The sequence below is a fragment of the Chishuiella sp. genome, from assembly GCF_032109125.1.
GTDB lineage: Bacteria > Bacteroidota > Bacteroidia > Flavobacteriales > Weeksellaceae > Empedobacter.
In genome coordinates this window covers 14,049-32,969 of record NZ_DAMCLZ010000019.1, presented here as the reverse complement: position 1 = coordinate 32,969, position 18,921 = coordinate 14,049, and the positions used below count along the sequence as shown (strand labels likewise).

At 27.1% G+C, this 18,921-nt stretch carries 19 protein-coding genes; all 19 read left to right on the top strand.

What is annotated here, in order from left to right:
- The first annotated feature begins 167 nt into the window (after positions 1 to 167).
- The 19 genes from RT575_RS14750 (at position 168) to RT575_RS14660 (ending at position 18,820) form a co-directional block, all read left to right on the top strand.
- On the top strand, positions 168 to 1,229 hold the full coding sequence (locus RT575_RS14750) for a DUF6263 family protein (protein WP_313581881.1): 1,062 nt from the start codon (positions 168 to 170) through the stop codon (positions 1,227 to 1,229).
- Position 1,230: 1 nt separating this feature from the next.
- Positions 1,231 to 1,488 carry a hypothetical protein gene (locus RT575_RS14745; RefSeq protein ID WP_313386017.1) on the top strand — a complete coding sequence of 86 codons (258 nt, stop codon included), beginning with the start codon at positions 1,231 to 1,233 and terminating at the stop codon, positions 1,486 to 1,488.
- On the top strand, positions 1,478 to 4,117 hold the full coding sequence (locus RT575_RS14740) for a YfhO family protein (protein ID WP_313581879.1): 2,640 nt from the start codon (positions 1,478 to 1,480) through the stop codon (positions 4,115 to 4,117). The genes RT575_RS14745 and RT575_RS14740 overlap by 11 nt, the downstream gene beginning before the upstream one ends.
- Before the next feature lie 7 nt (positions 4,118 to 4,124).
- Entirely contained in the window at positions 4,125 to 5,417 is a 1,293-nt protein-coding gene (locus RT575_RS14735; RefSeq protein ID WP_313581877.1) for a glycosyltransferase, read from the top strand.
- Between the two features lie 318 nt (positions 5,418 to 5,735).
- On the top strand, positions 5,736 to 6,323 hold the full coding sequence (locus RT575_RS14730) for a hypothetical protein (RefSeq protein WP_313581875.1): 588 nt from the start codon (positions 5,736 to 5,738) through the stop codon (positions 6,321 to 6,323).
- Positions 6,324 to 6,375: 52 nt separating this feature from the next.
- Complete coding sequence (locus RT575_RS14725; protein ID WP_313581874.1) at positions 6,376 to 7,344, top strand: Kiwa anti-phage protein KwaB-like domain-containing protein; 969 nt, start codon at positions 6,376 to 6,378, stop codon at positions 7,342 to 7,344.
- Between the two features lie 301 nt (positions 7,345 to 7,645).
- Entirely contained in the window at positions 7,646 to 8,143 is a 498-nt protein-coding gene (locus RT575_RS14720; protein WP_313581872.1) for a hypothetical protein, read from the top strand.
- 464 nt (positions 8,144 to 8,607) lie between these two features.
- Positions 8,608 to 9,921, top strand: coding sequence for a S41 family peptidase (locus RT575_RS14715; protein ID WP_313581870.1), 1,314 nt, complete (start codon positions 8,608 to 8,610; stop codon positions 9,919 to 9,921).
- A gap of 204 nt (positions 9,922 to 10,125) precedes the next feature.
- Entirely contained in the window at positions 10,126 to 10,890 is a 765-nt protein-coding gene (locus tag RT575_RS14710; RefSeq protein ID WP_313581869.1) for a hypothetical protein, read from the top strand.
- Positions 10,891 to 11,070: 180 nt separating this feature from the next.
- Positions 11,071 to 11,406, top strand: a complete 336-nt coding sequence (locus RT575_RS14705; RefSeq protein ID WP_313581867.1) for a n-acetylglutamate synthase — start codon at positions 11,071 to 11,073, stop codon at positions 11,404 to 11,406.
- Positions 11,403 to 11,705 (top strand): antibiotic biosynthesis monooxygenase, encoded by a 303-nt coding sequence (locus RT575_RS14700; RefSeq protein WP_313581865.1) that lies wholly within the window; start codon positions 11,403 to 11,405, stop codon positions 11,703 to 11,705. Before RT575_RS14705 ends, RT575_RS14700 begins: the two co-directional genes overlap by 4 nt.
- Positions 11,706 to 12,572: 867 nt before the next feature.
- Positions 12,573 to 12,893, top strand: coding sequence for a T6SS immunity protein Tdi1 domain-containing protein (locus RT575_RS14695; RefSeq protein WP_313581863.1), 321 nt, complete (start codon positions 12,573 to 12,575; stop codon positions 12,891 to 12,893).
- A 212-nt stretch (positions 12,894 to 13,105) separates the two neighbouring features.
- Positions 13,106 to 14,053 carry a serine hydrolase domain-containing protein gene (locus tag RT575_RS14690; RefSeq protein ID WP_313581861.1) on the top strand — a complete coding sequence of 316 codons (948 nt, stop codon included), beginning with the start codon at positions 13,106 to 13,108 and terminating at the stop codon, positions 14,051 to 14,053.
- 268 nt (positions 14,054 to 14,321) lie between these two features.
- Positions 14,322 to 14,654, top strand: coding sequence for a gamma-glutamylcyclotransferase family protein (locus tag RT575_RS14685; protein ID WP_313581859.1), 333 nt, complete (start codon positions 14,322 to 14,324; stop codon positions 14,652 to 14,654).
- Positions 14,655 to 14,693: 39 nt separating this feature from the next.
- Positions 14,694 to 15,272, top strand: a complete 579-nt coding sequence (locus RT575_RS14680) for a Vat family streptogramin A O-acetyltransferase (RefSeq protein WP_313581857.1) — start codon at positions 14,694 to 14,696, stop codon at positions 15,270 to 15,272.
- Positions 15,273 to 15,333: 61 nt separating this feature from the next.
- Positions 15,334 to 15,897 (top strand): Crp/Fnr family transcriptional regulator, encoded by a 564-nt coding sequence (locus RT575_RS14675; protein ID WP_313581855.1) that lies wholly within the window; start codon positions 15,334 to 15,336, stop codon positions 15,895 to 15,897.
- A 123-nt stretch (positions 15,898 to 16,020) separates the two neighbouring features.
- The gene (locus RT575_RS14670; protein WP_313386035.1) at positions 16,021 to 16,545 is read left to right on the top strand and encodes a GNAT family N-acetyltransferase; all 525 of its coding nucleotides are present in this window, start codon (positions 16,021 to 16,023) and stop codon (positions 16,543 to 16,545) included.
- A gap of 34 nt (positions 16,546 to 16,579) precedes the next feature.
- Complete coding sequence (locus tag RT575_RS14665; protein ID WP_313581853.1) at positions 16,580 to 17,446, top strand: NAD(P)-binding domain-containing protein; 867 nt, start codon at positions 16,580 to 16,582, stop codon at positions 17,444 to 17,446.
- Positions 17,447 to 17,677: 231 nt separating this feature from the next.
- Positions 17,678 to 18,820 (top strand): Atu1372/SO_1960 family protein, encoded by a 1,143-nt coding sequence (locus RT575_RS14660; RefSeq protein ID WP_313581852.1) that lies wholly within the window; start codon positions 17,678 to 17,680, stop codon positions 18,818 to 18,820.
- Positions 18,821 to 18,921 lie beyond the last annotated feature (101 nt).

The following is an 18,921-nucleotide window of genomic DNA, read 5'->3' as shown; positions in this document are numbered from 1 at the left end:
TTTTTAAGTATCAAATGTCATGAAAAGTGAATTATTAAATAAGATAAAGAAAAAAAATTATTTAATTCAATCCCAATCAATTTTAAGCTTAATGTTAAAAAATCAACTAAATTCATTATTTTTGGATTGATTTTGGTATTAAAACCAATTATCAAAGAAAGATTTATATGAAAAAAATAGTATTCATGATGGCTATTGCCATGGCAGTTGTATCATGTAAAAAAGACGATAAGAAAGTTACAAAAGATGGTAAAGAGGTAATCGTAAATGAAAAAGGTGATACCATTACAAAATCTGAATCAACAGATTCTGTAAGTGTAGCAACTCCTGCTAAACCAGAGCCAATGGCTGTAGAAAAAGGTGAAGATGGAAAATATTCTTATAAATATAACTTAGAAGTTGGTAAAACATATCCAATGACATTAACGATTAAAAATACTCATTCTGCTACAGATGGTAAACAATCGCAAAAAATGTCTAGTGAAAGTAAAAAACAAGTCGATTATACTGTAAAAGATTTTAAAGATGGAGTTTACACGCTGGAAGTAAAATCAAAACAATACAGTGAAAAAATGACAGATCCCTCTGGTAAATCTATTTCATACGATACCAACTCTTCAAAACCTGCTGATAAAGAAATTGCTGTTTCTTGGTCTATCTATAAAGCTATGGCAGGAAAAACGTATACAATGAAAATTGATCAAACAGGTAAAGTAATTAGTGTTGATGGACTAGATACTGTAAAATCTTCTATTTTAAATTCTGTAAAAAAACAAGTAAGTGCAGAAGAGTTCAAATTCTTTACAGAAGTCATTAATAATTCATTGAATAAAGATGCTATATCTAGTCAATTTGAAGAAACAATGAATGTTTTTCCTAAAAAATCAATTGATTTAAAAGAGTCTTGGAGTGACAGTCAAAAAATTGATCAAGGACCAATGAAAGGTAATATTTCAATGAAAAGAACACTTACTAGTGTAGATCCTACAAATACAACAATTACTGTAAAAGGTTCACAAGATATGAAAGGAAGTGATTCTCAGAATGAAGTAAAAATGTCTGCTAATAGTGATGCAAATGTTGATGGAAAGATTTTAATCGACACAAAATCTGGATGGATAAACAAAGTTAATTTAACAAAAAAAGAAACTTTAAAACGTACAGTAGAAGCTCAAGGTCAAAAACAAACAATGACAGAAACTGTTACTACTGTAACAACAGTTAACTAAAATGAAAAATATAATTTGGATTATTGTTTTAAGTATAATTTTCTTAACTATCTTTCGATTTTTAAGAAAATTATTCGTGATTAAGAAGGTTTTTAAAGAAGCGCTTAATCAGCAACAAAATGCCTACAATCAAAGTAGAAATACGACTGATTCTCAACAAGAATCACAAACTCAAAAATCATTTGACAAGCCGAAATATAATATTGACGCCGAAACAGTGGATTATGAAATAATCGAAGAAAAAAAGGATGAAAAATAAAAAGAATTTAATCTATGTTCTTATTTCATTACTACTTTTTGTAGTAATAGCTTTACTCTATTGTTCTCCAGTTTTATCTGGTAAATCTGTTATACAACCAGATATTATCAATTACAGAGGTAGTGCACAAGAAATGTTAACCTACCAAAATAAAACAGGAGAAAATGTATATTGGTCTGATGCTATGTTTGGTGGAATGCCAACTTATCAAACTGGAGCAAAATTTGATTTTGACGTAATAAAATCTATTGATGGTATCTTTCGATTTTTACCTCGTCCTGCCGATTACATCTTCTTACTGTTCACAGGATTCTTTATTTTAGGATTAACTGTTTTCAAAAAGTGGAAATATGCACTTGTTGGTGCTATATTCTTCGCTTTTGGTTCGTATTATTTCGAATTAATTGCTGCTGGACATAATGGTAAATTACATACTATAGGATACTTTGCACCTCTTATTGCAGGAATTCTACTATTGTATCGTAAAAAATATATTACTGGATTTGTTCTTACAACATTATTCATGGGCTTACAATTACAAGCTAATCACATCCAAATGACATTCTATTTGTTTTTAGCGATGTTAGTTTTTGCAATTGTTCAATTCATAGATAGCATCAAGAAAAAAGAATTACCCGATTTCTTAAAATCATCTGCTTTAGCTGTTGTAGCTATATTAATTGCCGTTGGTTTAAATGCCAATCGTTTGTTATCTACCTACGAATATAGTAAAGAAACAACTCGTGGAAAATCTGAAATGACGTTACTAAAAAAGAACTCAAACGGATTAGACCACGATTACATTACACAATGGAGTTATGGAAAATTAGAAACATTAAATCTTTTTATTCCTAATCTTATGGGTGGAGGTTCGCAAACTAATCCAGAAGATTTAAAAAATTATACATCCGAATTACAAAATACACAGTATAGTCTTGGTGAAGATGAATTTAATCAACAAGTTTATCAAGCTATTTCAGGAATGCCACGAAGTGCATATTGGGGAGATCAACCAGGTACTTCAGGACCAGCTTATCAAGGAGCTGTCGTTGTATTCTTATTTATTATAGGAATGTTTATGGTTCGTGGTAAATACGCTACCTATAAAAAATGGTTAGTTGCTGCAACTATATTAAGTTTTGTTTTAGCTTGGGGTAAAAATTTACCATTCATCACCAATTTATTTATCGACTATTTCCCAATGTACGATAAATTCCGTGCTGTATCGTCTATCCTAGTTATCGCAGAATTTACAATGCCATTTTTGGCTATACTAACGCTATATTACTTTTTCAATTCAGACGAAACAGATGAATTCAAAAAGAAAGTACTTTATATAGCTGGTGGTTCTACAGTTGGTGTATTAATCCTATTTTATTTATTTGGTGGATTATTATTCTCGTTTACATCTGGTGACGAAAAATTAATGACTGAACAATTAATTGGACAAATACAACAAGCCAATCCAAATGCTGTTGCTCTTTGGGATGGATTAATGAAACGTTTAGATGATGCACTTATCATGGACCGTGTTGCTATGTTCAAAGCAGATACATTACGTACATTGATATTTGTATTATTAACATTAGGATTATTATTAGCTTATAACCTAAAATTTATAAAAAAATCTGGAATTGTCATATTAGGAATTGGTGCATTAGCATTAATTGATGGTTACACTATAAACAAACGTTATTTGAATGATGATAACTTCATTTCAAAAAGCATTGTAGAAAATCCATTTCCTACAGAAATGTCAACTCGTTTACAAGACGAAGCAAGCAAAAACAATAATGTAGCACAAATTGCTTACAAAGTTCCAATGAACAAATTATTGTCTAGTATATCAAAACAAGATAAATCACATTTCCGTGTGTATAATACAGCTGTAAGTACATTCAACGAAGCAGGAACATCTTATTTTGTACCTTCTATTGGTGGATATCATGCTGCAAAATTAGGTAAATACCAAGATGTTGTTGACATCTATTTCTCTCAAGATTCTCGTCTTAAACAGTACGGAATACAAGATGAAACAGGATTAGTCAATGTTCTAAATATGTTGAATACAAAATATGTCGTTCACGGAAGTCCTACAGAACCAGAAGTACAAAAAAATCCTACAGCTTTAGGAAGTGCTTGGTTTGCTTCAACTATTAAATGGACGGAAAATGCCAACGACGAAATCCTTGCCATCAATTCTGTTCCAGTAAATAATACAGTTATTTTACGTAAAGATTTAGTTGCAAACAAAAATATAAATGTTGCTGCAGATAGTATTTCAAAAATAGATTTGGTTGATTATTCGCCAATGAAAATGACATACAAATCTTCATCAAAAACTGATCAAGTTGCTGTATTCTCAGAAATATATTATCCACATGGTTGGGTTGCTACAGTCGATGGAAAAGAAGTTCCTATCGAAAAAGCGAATTACGTTTTACGTGCAATTCCTGTGGAAAAAGGAAATCATACGATTGTATTCGAGTTTAAACCACAAATTATTTCTACTGGAAATACAATTGTAATCATTTCGAATATCATTTTATTGATTGTTGTTGCTGGAGGAATTTATTTAGGGTACAAAAAATGCTCAAAGAATTCTGATGTAAAACCTGCAACAGCTTAATTCTATCATGAAAAAAATATTAATTATCACCTATTATTGGCCTCCTGCGGGAGGTCCAGGTGTACAACGTTGGTTAAAATTCACCAAATATCTACCCGATTTTGGTTTAGATACCTACGTATATATTCCCGAGAATCCATCCTACCCTATTCTCGATGAAACCTTATCAAAGGACATTAACCCAAAGGTAAAAATCATTCCCAATAAAATATGGGAACCCTATCAATTAGCAGAAAAGCTAAATCCCAAAAATAAAGCTTACAAAGGCGGACATTTCGAGAAGAAAGAAAATCAATCTTTCCTATCCAAAGTTTCTGTTTTTGTACGTGGAAATTTCTTTATTCCAGATGCACGCAAATTTTGGGTAAAACCATCTGCCGAATATCTACAAGAATTTATTCAAAAAGAAAAAATAGATACCATTGTTACTTCTGGTCCACCACATAGCTTGCACCTAATAGGTTTAAAATTAAAAAAACAATTTCCTAACCTACAATGGTTGGCAGATTTTCGTGATCCTTGGACACAAATTAGTTACCACAAAGAACTAAAACTAACATCGTGGGCAGCTAAAAAACACGAAAAACTAGAACGAGAAGTCATGCAAACAGCAGACATTGTTTTAGCTACAAGTTATACAGATGGCGAAAACTTCAAGAAAATTGGAGCAAACCGTGTTGAAGTAATTACCAATGGTTTCGAGGAAGTAAAACAAGAACAAACAGAAAAAGATAAAAATCATTTCCAAATCACCTATTCGGGCGGATTAGAAATGCTTAGAAATCCTGTCGCTTTGTGGCAAGCATTAGCAGAAATCACAAAAGAGAATACAACATTCAAACAAGATTTCAAACTCAATTTTTATGGTTCATTGGCAGAAGATGTCAAGCAAACCATTCTACAAAATAACTTATCCGATAACCTTGTTGTACATGGCTATGTATCGCACCAAGAATCGTTGAATGCTATTAACAAAGCAAACCTTTTGGTCTTAACCAATTTTGATAATGAAGCCTCAAAAGGAATTATTCCAGGAAAGCTGTTCGAATATATGGCAACGGGAAATCCTATTTTAGCGATTGGTCCAAAAGATGCCGATGTCGAAAAAATTCTAAAAAAAACAGAAGCAGGAAATTATTTTTCTCACCAAGATACATCTGCTATTAAGTTATTTATCCTAACACTTTACAAACATTGGTTAGCAAATCCAAATCAGAAATTTGAAACCAATGAAAGCGAAGTTCAACAATTTAGTCGTAAAAATTTAACGAAGAAATTAGTAGAAATCATCAATTCCTAACGTCTTCTTTCCTAGTTCTAATTTATTTTGGGCGTTCCCTTCGGTCGGGCTTTTCCTTTACAATCTTTTCTAATTGGTCATTTCGAGAACCTCAATCACCAATTAGAAAAGGATTTCCATTACAATCCCTAACGCGAAATGGTGAGTGAATAAGGAGATTTTAATTATGTTTTATTTTCGAATTTTAAAAAATAAATAATACTTCTAATAATAATAACTATTGTGCAATTTTAATTTTCAACAAAAAAGGAAAAAAATAGCAAAATTACCCTATATTTACGTATATATAAGTTAGCCAATATTTTACCAAAAGTCCGTATGAAAAAAGTCAAATTGAATAAACTAACCATGTTTGTGATGTTCATTACATCATACATACCTTTATTCGGTTTACTAATAATACGACAGATAAAACAAAATATTGAATATTTAAATTTTGGTGGTTTAACCAAAGAAAACATTATAACTGCATTTGAAAAATTCGGTTTATCATATTTCTTTATTATTATTTCAATTTTTGGATACATTGGATTAAGATTCTTATTATTTAATCTTGACTTAAAAAAAGCTAATGGTGACTTAGTACAAGTAGTTGATGTTGAGAATAAAAATAGCGAAAGCATAAGTTATATTTCTACTTATATTGTTCCATTTATATTTCAAGACACGAATAACTATTTTGACATTTCTTCAATTTTTATTGTATTGATGATCATATTCTTCATTTATACAAAATCAAATATGATTGTTATAAATCCAATTTTAAGCATAACCCATACCCTATATCAAATTGAATTTAGTAAGAAAGGTAAAAATCGTAAAGCCTTACTAATCACAAAAGATGAAGATTTAGAATGTGGTCAAGAAATAAAAATGAACTTAATAACCAAGAACATATATTATTGATAAAACTCTACTTATTGACATAATAAATCAAGCTAGTAAAGAAAATTTAAAAATGTATTTCATAACTAGAATTCTAAAAGAAGGCGTAAAAGCCAATGCTAGAGTTTTAGAAAAATTTGATTTCAAAGTTTATGAAATAGAAGTAACAAAGGAAGTTAGAAATTATTTATACGAATTATCGCAGAAACAATTCAAGAAAATTGAAGAAAAAGAAGAACTTCAATTTCTAGATTATGATGTGATTTCAGATGATACTGAACATCTTTTTACATATCAAATACAGAATAAAGTTGGCTCTTTTTCTGATGTTGTATTCAATCAATTAACTGAATCTCCACAAAAAATAACAAACTTAAATGATATTTTGCAAGATGAAACTTTATGGGCTTATTGCGTGGAATTTCAAATAAATAGTGAAGAATCATTTTATACTTTTAGAAAAATATCTCCAGGTAAAGTCGGAATTGAAAAAGAAAACGATCAAGAAAAAAAGGGGCTATTACAAAAAGTTTCCCAAATCAGAACTTTTTTTGATACAAATACCAATAGTCTTTCACTTTTAAAAAGTGATACAGTTTATTTAGATAAACAAGTAGACTGTATTTTTTACAAAGAAACTTTTTATGTTCTTAAAAAATTCTTTTTTGAGCAATTAGTCGGTTTACAAGAAGAATATAAAAAGAAAGCTATAGAAGTTGCATCGGTAATGTCTAAACATTCTTGTTTCGGCGACACAAAATTATTATCTGAAAAAATTGACAAGAAGTTTGATGTACATAGGAAATTAATGAAATTAGAAAAACTTGGAAATCTGAATACATTAACGCCTCAAAATCTGAAAAAATTAGAAAGACTAGGCAAGAAAAAGAAAGCGCCAATAAATGTAAAGGATGGAAAAATCCAATTTGAAAAAGAAGAAGATATAGACAATGTTATAAAACTTCTATGTGATTATTTTAAAACAGGTGATTATTCTGGTAAACCTTATGGCACTTACGCTGGAAAAGTACAAGCTGAATAACAAAAACTTCAGCTAGCATCAGCTTAGAAAAATACAGGGTTAAGACTAAAATTAAAGTTTCTTTTTTCTATTCCGTAAGCCAATTATATTTACTTTTTTCTTAAATTTAATCAATTAATTGGTTTTTGCTTACTGTGTCGTTAAATTGAAACTTTTCACTTCAATTTCCGCCACTGACACCAAGCTCTAAACGTTAGCCACAATTTTACACAAAATACCGTTAGATAAATTAAAAGAAGGTTTAAATAAACAAATTCCAGAATCTTTAATATTGGATTATGCAATATTAAAAGGTCTTGAAATGAAAAAATCTGACAGATATATTGCAAGTACTGAACTATCAATTCATTCCAAAATTGTTCAGAGTGATTTATGTCTTCTTGGAATAAATTATAAAAAAACTAATTCAGAAATTGAAAAGAAATTTTACGCAAGAATCTCTTCAACAATCATATATGAATATTTATCAGACGTAAATTTTTTTCTTGGTAACAAACTAAGAAAAGAATTAACTAAAAATAATATGCTTGAACTTGCAGAATTAGCAAAATCTATAAATAAGGAATTTAGCAAATTTAAAAATGAAAATTTAGCCACATTTAAGTTTATTAGAAATGAATTAGGTGCTCACAAAACAAAAAATACTGAGATATTAATAAAGAGTGTTTTTGAAATTGACGATGAAAAAATTATGGATTTAACAGCTGATATTATTTTAATTAATAACAAATTATTTTCATTACTTACTAGAATTAATCAAGCCATTTCTGAGTATCATAAAATAAATGAACAATTATAAAAAAACTCCGGCTAACATTGTATTTAGCTAAAAACATTGTGAAAGTAAACAATGGTATTATTGGGCAATATCCTGAAGTAACTAAGTTTTGTGAAAAAATAATAATATAATTGTAACTAACATCAATAACTATTGTACAACTCTAATTTCCGATACAAAAAAGAAAAAATTATAAAAACCTCTTTAAGATCGATTTTAAAGAGGTTTTATTTCTGTTTTTTTACAGAATTGTAAAATTAGAAATTGAACTTTCACTCCATTTATTCCGCAAGCTACTTTTATATTGATTTTTTTACTAATTTAACTATCTAATAAAGTATTTTGTTTCGTTTCGGAATTCTTGAACTTTTGGTTCTTAGAATTCCCGCACTTCAAAAGTCTTTTTTTGTTATCTATAATTATCCAAAAAAATGTGCACAAAATAATCTATTCGCTTTAATAATCGAAAACCATAAAGAACATTTATGCTAAAAAAAACAATATTTATAATCATCATTAGCATCACAATTATTAGTTGTAAAAGTTTAAAAATAGAGCAACAACAACTAACTAAAAAAGACTTAAGTGGATATTGGCAACAGCAAGGAGAAGGAGAAATTATAGAGATTAATGATTCTTTAGTTATATCTTATTACAGTAGTAATTTCAATTGTTATCCTAATTGGAAAATATCAAGAGAATATTTTAATTCTCAAACACCTACAATTACTTTAAATGCTGACAAATCTTTCACCAATAAAGAAAGATTCACAATACATACCTATCTAAAGTTGAAAAATAGACCTGAACTATGCACAGAACTAACCGAAAATCAAAAAAATAATAACACATACAATTTTGAAACACTTTGGAATACATTTAATGAACAATATGTATTCTTCAAAGAAAGAAATATTGATTGGAATATAATCAAATCGAAATATCAATCAAAATTCAACGATAAAACAGAACCTTTTGAATTCTATTTACTATTAGAAAAAATGGTTCTTGAACTAAAAGATGACCATTCAGACTTTGAAATTCCCGATGAATTTGAAGAAGAATGGCATAAGCTAAATAAAAAGATTGATACAACTGATTACAAAACACTTGCACAAGATAAAATTTTAAACAAATATTTAAAAAACGTAAAAACATATAATGACGGTCAGTTAAATTATGGTTTAATAAACAACAAAATAGGTTATATTCAATTAAATAATATGGAGGAAAGTGATGATCTTCATACCATTACCGATTCTATTATTTCTGAAATAAAAAATACGAAAGTTTGTATTATCGACTTACGTTTAAATAATGGTGGTGATGATTTAATGGCACTTGATTTTTTAAGTCATTTTATCAACAAGCCATACAATATTTATACTAAAAAAAGACGTTATAAAGATAGTTTTGTAGATAACCAAACAATAAAAATAGAACCGGCCAAAAAACGTTATACTAAACAAATTTACGTATTAACAAGCTCCTACACTGTTAGTGCAGCCGAAACAGCAATATTAGCGACATTAAATTTTCCTAATTTTAAAAAGATTGGTTCAAATACAAATGGAGCTTTTTCTGATATATTGAATAAATCATTGCCTAACGGTTGGAATTATTGGTTATCTAATGAAATTTATGAAGATATGAATGGACAGCATTATGAAGTGAATGGCATATCGCCTGACTATTATATAGATTATCCAAGGGAAAAGGAACAGTTTTTAAAATCATTATACTATGAATTGGATAAAGAAGACAGAGCTATTAAAAAAGTAATAGAGCTAATAAAATAACAACGGCTAAAATCACATTCGCAAAATGTAAGGTCAGATAAAGCACTCAACTTTTATTTTTTTTATTTCTATCAAAACGTTTTTATGTAACTTTCTTATTAAATTTAATCAATTAATTGGCTTTTGCTTACTGTGACGTTAAATCGAAACTTTTCACTTCAATTTCCGCCACTGACACCAAGCTCTAAACTTAGGAGACATCTTATGAAAATCGTAACACAAATATTTTTTTTATTGATTCTTTCGAGTTGTTCAAAATTTGAAGAAAAGCAAAATGAACAAAAGAAAATTCTGTTAACTGCAAATCAGAATTTTAATGATTTCTATGAAATTAAACGAACTTTTACCATATATTCAGATAGTACTTATTTATTTACTGAAATTTTAAAAGAAACAAATCATAATAAAACTGAAACTTTTGAAGGAGTCATCAAAATAACTCACGATTCTATAAAATTTGATCCTTTTAAATTTGATTTTAATGGTGCAAAAACAGCAGTTTTGAAAAACGGATTTATTGAGTTTGTAGATGGAAAAAATCCAGACAGAATGAAAATTGAAAAAACATCTTTAAATGTTAAAAACAAAATTGATATAAATAAATTTCCTAACTATTCTATTTTTACATTTTATAAAAAATTCAATAATCAAGAATGGCAAAGAGAATATTTAAATTATGATTTAAATAATCAAGAATTATTGAAAATAGATAAAATTTTAAAAAATGAATTTTTGAAAAATAAAAAACTAAGAAATTTCAATGACTATCTAAAACAAATTGTTGCTATTAGAAATGGTAAAAATGAAATTATAATACAGGCACATTTATTTTGCAAAGAATCATTTCTATTAGAAAGTTATCAGTATTATGAAACAAATATGGATGATGGAGGAAATTGTAATGTTTATTTAGAACTAAATCTAAAGACTGAAAAAATTAATTTTATAAATATTGCTGGAATGGCATAAAAAAACTTCTACTAACATTATATTGGCAAAATGCAGGGTTAGATTCTAAATTGAAAAACTTAATCCATTTATTCCGCAAACTACTTTTCATATTGTTTTTTTTACTAATTTGACTATTTGAAAAAGTATTTGCTTCGTTTCAAATTTTACATTCAGTACTTTATTAAAAAAATTAACACAATGAACTATAACGATAAAATATTTAGATTAGTAAGCAATACTAAAAATGGAGAAACTTGCAGCGAAACTACTTTCCATTACAAACAAATTGAAAATATTTTGACTTCTGAATATTCTGGTGAAAAAATTAAATATGGACATTTAATTGGTTTAGTAGACGAAGATGGAAATATAGAAATGCGTTATCACCAAGTAAACAAAAAAAACGAACTGATGACTGGAATTTGTAAATCAAAACCTGATATTCTTGAAAATGGAAAAATTCGTCTTTACGAAAATTGGGAATGGACTTCTGGCGACAAATCTAAAGGACAATCAATAATTGAAGAAATATGATTTTAGAAGTAGCTATACTAAATGTAAAGATTGGACAAGAAAAACAATTTGAAATCGATTTTGCAACTGCAGGACAATTTATCAGTTCTATAAAAGGTTATAAGAAACATACATTACAAAAATGTTTAGAACAAAACAATAAATACATTTTACTTGTAGACTGGGAAAGTTTGGAAGATCATACAATTGGGTTTAGACAATCAGTAGAATATTTAGAATGGAAAAAGATTTTGCACCATTATTATGATCCATTTCCAACAGTTGAACATTACGAGACAATTATTGAAAATAAAAAATAATAACTAAGATCTATTTTGTAGAATTTACTAAAGTACAGTCAATAAAAAATATCATGTATTTATTAAATATTTCAGAGGTAAATATTAAACAATTTTTAGAAAAAAATTATGAAATTGAGTTGAATATTGAGTCAACAAAAACATTAACAATTAATCAAAATTTGAACATAAAATTGAATTTTATAGAATATTTTATAATTATTAAGCAATGTTTGACTTTCTAGATTTTTTAAATAATTTTTTAACTATTATCGACAGTGAAAATTATAAAAAAGAGAATAATAAAAGTTGGAAGATTACTATTTCAATGATTTTTTCTACACTAATTTTTATTTTTCTTATTTCAAGAAAAAAAATATTCTTTGTTGAAAATAATTTATTACTTATAATTATAACGTTGATACTTTCAATTTTATTTAGCATATTAATTATTTACATTCTATTTAAAATAAAAGTTTTAAGAGAATTAACAATTAACCAATTTATCGTTCATTTAATTACAACAATATTATTTTCTACTGCAATAATTCTTGAAATAAATTATAACTATAAAATCATAATTTAATAAAAATACTGCAACTAACCACAGATTTTGAAAATGTATGTTTAAGTACTCAACTTCTGTAACTTTTTCATTATTTTAGTCACATAAAATACTTTGACTATGTTTCTGAATGAATTAAACTTTCAATTCAATTTTGCATCATTTTGAAAAACCCTAATCATTATCTATAATTTTTAATTCACATTATGCTAGAAATAATAAATGAAAAATGGAATTGGCTTAATACATATTTTATCTAAATTATTAATGAAAATGATTTTGGAAATCTAATTCTGTTAAATGATGACAAAACTATATGGAGAATGTGTCCTGAAGAATTACAATGCGAAAAAATAGCAGAAAATATTAATCAGTTTAATCAACTTCAAAAAACAATTGAATTTAATGAAGATTGGGATCTTGTATTTTTAAAAGAAATTGCATTTAAAAAATTAGGTTGTTTAAATAAAAACGAAAAGTACACATTAATTAAACCTGGTGTTTTAGGTGGTAAATATATCGAAGAAAATTTAGTAAAAATATCTTTTGAAAAACTTATTGAATTCTCAGCAGATTTAGCATTTCAAATTAAAGATTTAAAAGACGGACAAAAATTCTCATTTAAAATTCAACACAACATATAACATAAGTTTTATGAAAATTATTGATAAAAATGAATAAACATTAAATCATTTTCTTTCTTATTTATTTTCATAATTTTACCTTATTGAAAAATAATAGATTATTTAAAAATATGTACAGTAAAAATTTCCAATATTCTCTTCTATTAGTTCTACTATTTTTTACAAATAGAATTTATTCACAAATAAATGATATAAACAAAATTGATTCATTAATGAAATGGTCAAGTAAAAATGAATTATTTAATGGAAATATCATTGTAACAAAAAATAATAAAATAATATATAATTCTTCATTCGGTTTTGTTGATGCAAATAAAACAAAAGAATTAACAACAGATTATACATTCAATATTGGTTCCATAACCAAAGAATTTAGTGCTATTGCATTAGAACAGTTAAAAGAAGAAGGTAAACTACAATTAGATGATAAAGTTTCGAAATTTTTTCCAGAATTACACAAATGGTCCAATGAAGTTTCTATAAGAGATTTACTGTATTATACAAGTGGAATACCAAATGTAAACTGGAAAAAAATAAAAAGTAATAAAGATATTTTTGAGGATTTAAAACAAATTGACTCACTAGATTTTATTCCAGGCACAAAATACGACTACAACAATAATAATATTTTTCTTAGACAGTTTATTATTGAAAAAATCACAGGCGAAGATTATAAAAATTATGTAAATAAATACATTTTTAAACCTTGTAAAATGAATTCATCTGAAATAACTCCTATTGATGAAAATAAAAAATATGTTGCCAAAGGATTTAATAATAATTTAGTCGAAGATAAACCAGATTTTCTAGTGGGCGGAACTTTTTTAACAACGAATGATTTATTAAAATTCACAAATTGTCTTCACTCAAAAAAATTGATTAATAAAAATTCATTGTTTGAATTAGGACAGCAATTTAATGAGGATGATTCTCAATCTGCTTTGGGTGAAGCTAAGTATAGAAATAAAAATCTAATTGAACATGTACACGATGGAAGAGCTGGAAATTATGAAGCTATCATGATTTCTAACATTGACGAAAAATTTACTGTAATTCTTTTAGGTAATAATTATAAAGGTAAAATTTTTGAGCTATCCGATGCTATTATTGCTATTTTAAAAAATCAAGAATATTCTTTACCCAAAAAAGATATAAAATAATTATTTATAATCTAGAATAACTTATTATTAAATAATCTATTACAAATTTACAAACCTTTTTATTTTATACATTTTTACTACAATTCTATCTGCAATAGCGATTGTAGCGGAAATCCTTTTTAGATTGGTCATTTTTCGAATCCGCTCAATAACCAATCTAAAAAGATTGGGAGTGATAAAGCGCGGCACGTCAGTGATTGCCCCAAAAATAATATAACGATTTATCGTTAAAATTCATGTATTTTTGATATAACATGAACAACAAATTATGAATTTATTATTTTCTTACGGAACATTACAAAAAGAAAAAGTTCAATTAGAAACTTTTGGGAGAATACTAGAAGGAGAAAAAGACTTCTTACTAAACTATAAATTAGATTATATTGAGATTTTTGATGAGGAAGTTTTAAAAAAATCTGAACAAAAATTTCATCCAATTCTTACCTACAGTGGAAATACAAGTGACAAAGTGGAAGGAGTTCTTTTCGAAATAACGGATGAAGAGTTACAGCAAGCTGATGAATATGAAGTAGACAGTTACAAACGCATAAAAACTATTTTCTCTTCTGGAAAAGAAGGTTTTATTTACGTTGAAAAATAGATTAAAAAGTATATTTACATATAATCTAAAATATAGTTTATGGAGATTCCTGATAAAAATGAAATGTTTCCTCTTCCTCATTATAAAAAACTTTGTTTTCTGAAAAATATAATCAAAAACCCTAATATTATTGTTGGTGATTATACATATTATGATGATTTTGAAAATGTAGAAAATTTTGAAAAAAATGTAAAATATCATTTTGATTTTTTAGGTGATAAATTAATTATTGGAAAATTTTGTATGATAGCTTCTGATGTAAAGTTTATTATGAACGGAGCAAACCACAAAATGGATGGTATAACTGCATACCCATTTTATATTTATGGAAAAGAATGGGCAAAATCTACTCCGAAAAATGAAGAACTACCATTTAAAGGAGATACAGTCATTGAAAATGATGTTTGGATTGGTCACAATGTAACAATTATGCCTGGAATAAAAATTGGAAATGGGGCTATTATCTCAACAAATTCTACAGTAACAAAAAAAGTAGAACCTTATAGTATTGTAGGTGGAAACCCTGCCAAAGAAATAAAAAAACGATTCTCTGAAGAAAAAATTGAAGAATTATTGAAAATAGAATGGTGGAATTGGGATATTGAAAAAAATAACTGAAAATTTAGAGTTTTTAACGACTAAAGTTCAATAAAAATTAACTCCTAAGCCTTATTTTAAAATGGATATTGAACAAATAATTGATAGAATATATAGTATTTCGGAATCATCAAAATCATTACTTCTACAAAATATTACTGAAATTCATTTTCCTAAAAATCACTTAATAATAAAAGCTGATAAAATTGAAAAAAATATTTATTTCATAAAGAAAGGAATTGCACGTACTTTTTCTTTTGTTGGCGAAAATGAAATCACTTTTGCATTTGGAAAAGAAGGTGATACTATTATTTCTCTAAAAAGTTATATAGAAAATAAAAAAGGGTACGAAAATATCGAGTTATTAGAAGATTGCCAACTTTTTGAACTGAAAACAGAGAACTTACAGAAATTATTTTTAGAAAATATTGAAATTGCAAATTGGGGAAGAAAATTTGCTGAAAAAGAACTTATCAAAGCAGAAGAAAGACTTATTTCTAGACAATTCGGAACTGCTACAGATCGCTATATAGAACTTTTGAAAAATTATCCAAATCTAATTCAACGAATTCAACTCAATTACATTGCCTCCTATTTAGGAATAACACAAGTTAGTTTAAGCCGAATAAGAGCTAATATAAAATAGAGTTCATTATTTATCATTTGTTAAATTTTTCATGCTACTAAATACAGAACTTTGTCAAAATATTTTTATTTAATCAGATAAAAAATTAAAAAACGAATAAAATAAGTAGAAAAAAAGTTCAACATGGAAACAGTTACAATTAGAGAAATAACAATTAACGATATCACTAAATTACAACATATAGGAAAACTTACTTTTTCGGAAACCTTCTCTACAGATAATAACGAAGAAGACATGAATAAATATTTAGAAACAAGTTTTTCCATCGAAAAAATAAAAATAGAACTACAAGATAACAATTCAATTTTTTATTTTGCAATGTATAATGAAGAACCTATCGGATACTTAAAATTAAATTGGGGACCATCTCAAACAGAAATAAAAACAGAAAATTCACTCGAAATTGAACGTATTTATGTCTTAAAAGAATTTCATGGAAAAAAAATAGGACAATTACTTTTCGAAAAAGCATTAGAAATTGCTCAAATAAAAAATGTAAATTACATTTGGTTAGGTGTTTGGGAATACAATAAAAAAGCAATTCATTTTTATGAAAAAAATGGTTTTGTAGCTTTCGACAAACATGTTTTCAAACTCGGTAATGATGTACAAACGGATATTATGATGAAACGAGATTTTAACTCATAAATAATAAAACTTTTGGTTCAACTAAATATAAAAAATGACTAAATCTATTAATAATACATGTATAGCTATTCTATATCCTGGCGATATGGGGCAAGCAATTGCAAAAGAATTAATTTCTGCACATTTCAGAGTAATCTCTGCAAGTAATGGTCGTTCTACAAATACTATAGAAAGAATAAAAAATGCTGGAATAGAAGATGTAAAAACAATAGAAAACATAGTTAAAGAAGCAAACTATATTATTAGTTTAACCAATGCAGAAGCTAGTATTTCGGTTGCAGAAATTGTAGCAACAGAAATGGAACTTCAAAAAAAATACCCTGTTTTTATAGATATGAATTCCAATAATCCACAAACAGTATCTAAAATTCATAAAATTATTACCAAAACAAAAGGTTTGTTTATTAATGCAGCTGTTTTAGGTAATTCGCATAAAGTCGCAACGAATGCTAAAATTATAGTAAGCGGAACCAACACAAAGCAGTTTATTGATATAATTGGACAAGTATTTCATGTAAAAAATGTTGGTTCAGATATCACTTCTGCTTCTGCTTTCAAATTATTATTTGCTATGGTAAATAAATCGATAAATGGTCTATTTTTCGAAACAATGATTGCTGCATCACATTATGGTTTTATAGATGAATTGAATAATGAATTAGAGTTATTTTTACCAGGAACATATCAAGATTTAATAAAAACAACACCTACTTATCCTCAGCATATAAAAAGACGAATTACAGAAATGGATGAATTAGTAAAGATGTTGAAAACAGAAAATTTACCTTTCCATTATGCTTTATCTGCAAAAGAAATATTTGAGCAAATAGATAAAGAAAAAATCTTAGAGGATAAAACTGTTCATTCGGTAAGAGATGTATTTAATATTTTCAAAAAATAAAATTTTAAAACAAATACTTCATTATAATTTTTAATAGGGCGTTCCCTGCGGTCGGGCTATTTGTTACAATCTTTTATAAGAAAACACTAACTTAGCAAAACAAAAATTCGTTTTCTTATAAAAGGATTTCCACGACTATCCCTAACGCAATATCAATTGTCGTTTTATATATACTTTTTGTCAATAATAATAAAAACGCCATTCATAATTTTACACCAAAACAAAATTAAAATGAAAAAATGGTATGTTTTCTTATTGGCTGTAATCACATTAATACTTACAACAAACTTGATATCAGCACAAGAAAAAAAAGCAAAAATTTTAGTTCTCATTCATTCAGATAATGGAGGAACTTATGAATTAGCAAAAGAAATTGTAAAGGGAATCGAAAATAATAAAAATGCAAATGCAATCATCAAACAAGTAAAACCATCAACAAATCCAAAATTAAAAAATATTCCTATCGCAACAATAGAAGAGTTACCCAGCTATGATGGAATTGCTTTTGGTTCTCCTGTTTATTTTGGAAATATAAGTACTAGAATGAGTGAATTCCTATCAAAAACAACAACATTATGGAGTAATCATAAACTTGAAGGAATTCCTGCAATTGTATTTATGTCAGCTGGAAGTGGAGCAGGAAAAGAATTAGCATTACAATCATTTTGGAATAGTCTAGCTGTTCATGGAATGATATTAGTTTCAAGTGGTATAAGAGGAAATGAAAATATTGACACAACAATTCCACAAGGAAATTCTATCTTAGGAACTACAAGTCTTGCTTCATTAAAAGATGTAGAAAGACCTACAAAAAGTGAACGACATTTGGCTGAAATACAAGGTCAAAATTTTTCTAAAATTGCATTCGCATTAAAAGGAACAATTTCTAAAAAAGAATTTTCAACAGAGAATACTTCTTCTATAAATAATACTTTAAAAGAAAAAAATATCACCCTACCCTCATTACCAAAACCAGTAGGTAATTATGAGCTTTTTGCACGAACTGGAAATTTAATTTACATCAATCAAGTTTCTTTAAAAAATGGTAAAATTCTAAACCCAGGAAAACTAGGCGTAGATGTAAATGAAGAACAAGTAAAAGAAGCTACAAAACAAACTATGTTAAATATTATTTCTATCCTAAATGAAGCTGTAGGTGGAGACTTGAACAGAGTTAAAAAAGTTGTACAACTAATAGGAACTTTTAATACAAAAGATGATTATACAAATCATGCTGCCTTAATGAATGTGGCATCTAATCTTACATTTGATATTTTTGGAGAAAAAGGAAAACATACAAGAAATACTTATGGAGCAAACTCATTACCTGTTGGGTCTTCTGTTTCTATTTCTGCCATTTTTGAAGTTGAATAAACATTTATTGTCTTTTTTAATAACAAAATTGTTTTAACAAAAACAATAAGTTAATTTCGTCTTTATAATTAACACATTTATAAAACGATAGAACACTAATT

Bases quoted from the DNA above. Each gene is read 5' to 3' on its own strand.
- RT575_RS14750 (WP_313581881.1), top strand. From the start codon at position 168: ATGAAAAAAATAGTATTCATGATGGCTATTGCCATGGCAGTTGTATCA.
- RT575_RS14745 (WP_313386017.1), top strand. From the start codon at position 1,231: ATGAAAAATATAATTTGGATTATTGTTTTAAGTATAATTTTCTTAACT.
- RT575_RS14740 (WP_313581879.1), top strand. From the start codon at position 1,478: ATGAAAAATAAAAAGAATTTAATCTATGTTCTTATTTCATTACTACTT.
- RT575_RS14735 (WP_313581877.1), top strand. From the start codon at position 4,125: ATGAAAAAAATATTAATTATCACCTATTATTGGCCTCCTGCGGGAGGT.
- RT575_RS14730 (WP_313581875.1), top strand. From the start codon at position 5,736: ATGAAAAAAGTCAAATTGAATAAACTAACCATGTTTGTGATGTTCATT.
- RT575_RS14725 (WP_313581874.1), top strand. From the start codon at position 6,376: ATGTATTTCATAACTAGAATTCTAAAAGAAGGCGTAAAAGCCAATGCT.
- RT575_RS14720 (WP_313581872.1), top strand. From the start codon at position 7,646: ATGAAAAAATCTGACAGATATATTGCAAGTACTGAACTATCAATTCAT.
- RT575_RS14715 (WP_313581870.1), top strand. From the start codon at position 8,608: ATGCTAAAAAAAACAATATTTATAATCATCATTAGCATCACAATTATT.
- RT575_RS14710 (WP_313581869.1), top strand. From the start codon at position 10,126: ATGAAAATCGTAACACAAATATTTTTTTTATTGATTCTTTCGAGTTGT.
- RT575_RS14705 (WP_313581867.1), top strand. From the start codon at position 11,071: ATGAACTATAACGATAAAATATTTAGATTAGTAAGCAATACTAAAAAT.
- RT575_RS14700 (WP_313581865.1), top strand. From the start codon at position 11,403: ATGATTTTAGAAGTAGCTATACTAAATGTAAAGATTGGACAAGAAAAA.
- RT575_RS14695 (WP_313581863.1), top strand. From the start codon at position 12,573: ATGTGTCCTGAAGAATTACAATGCGAAAAAATAGCAGAAAATATTAAT.
- RT575_RS14690 (WP_313581861.1), top strand. From the start codon at position 13,106: ATGAAATGGTCAAGTAAAAATGAATTATTTAATGGAAATATCATTGTA.
- RT575_RS14685 (WP_313581859.1), top strand. From the start codon at position 14,322: ATGAATTTATTATTTTCTTACGGAACATTACAAAAAGAAAAAGTTCAA.
- RT575_RS14680 (WP_313581857.1), top strand. From the start codon at position 14,694: ATGGAGATTCCTGATAAAAATGAAATGTTTCCTCTTCCTCATTATAAA.
- RT575_RS14675 (WP_313581855.1), top strand. From the start codon at position 15,334: ATGGATATTGAACAAATAATTGATAGAATATATAGTATTTCGGAATCA.
- RT575_RS14670 (WP_313386035.1), top strand. From the start codon at position 16,021: ATGGAAACAGTTACAATTAGAGAAATAACAATTAACGATATCACTAAA.
- RT575_RS14665 (WP_313581853.1), top strand. From the start codon at position 16,580: ATGACTAAATCTATTAATAATACATGTATAGCTATTCTATATCCTGGC.
- RT575_RS14660 (WP_313581852.1), top strand. From the start codon at position 17,678: ATGAAAAAATGGTATGTTTTCTTATTGGCTGTAATCACATTAATACTT.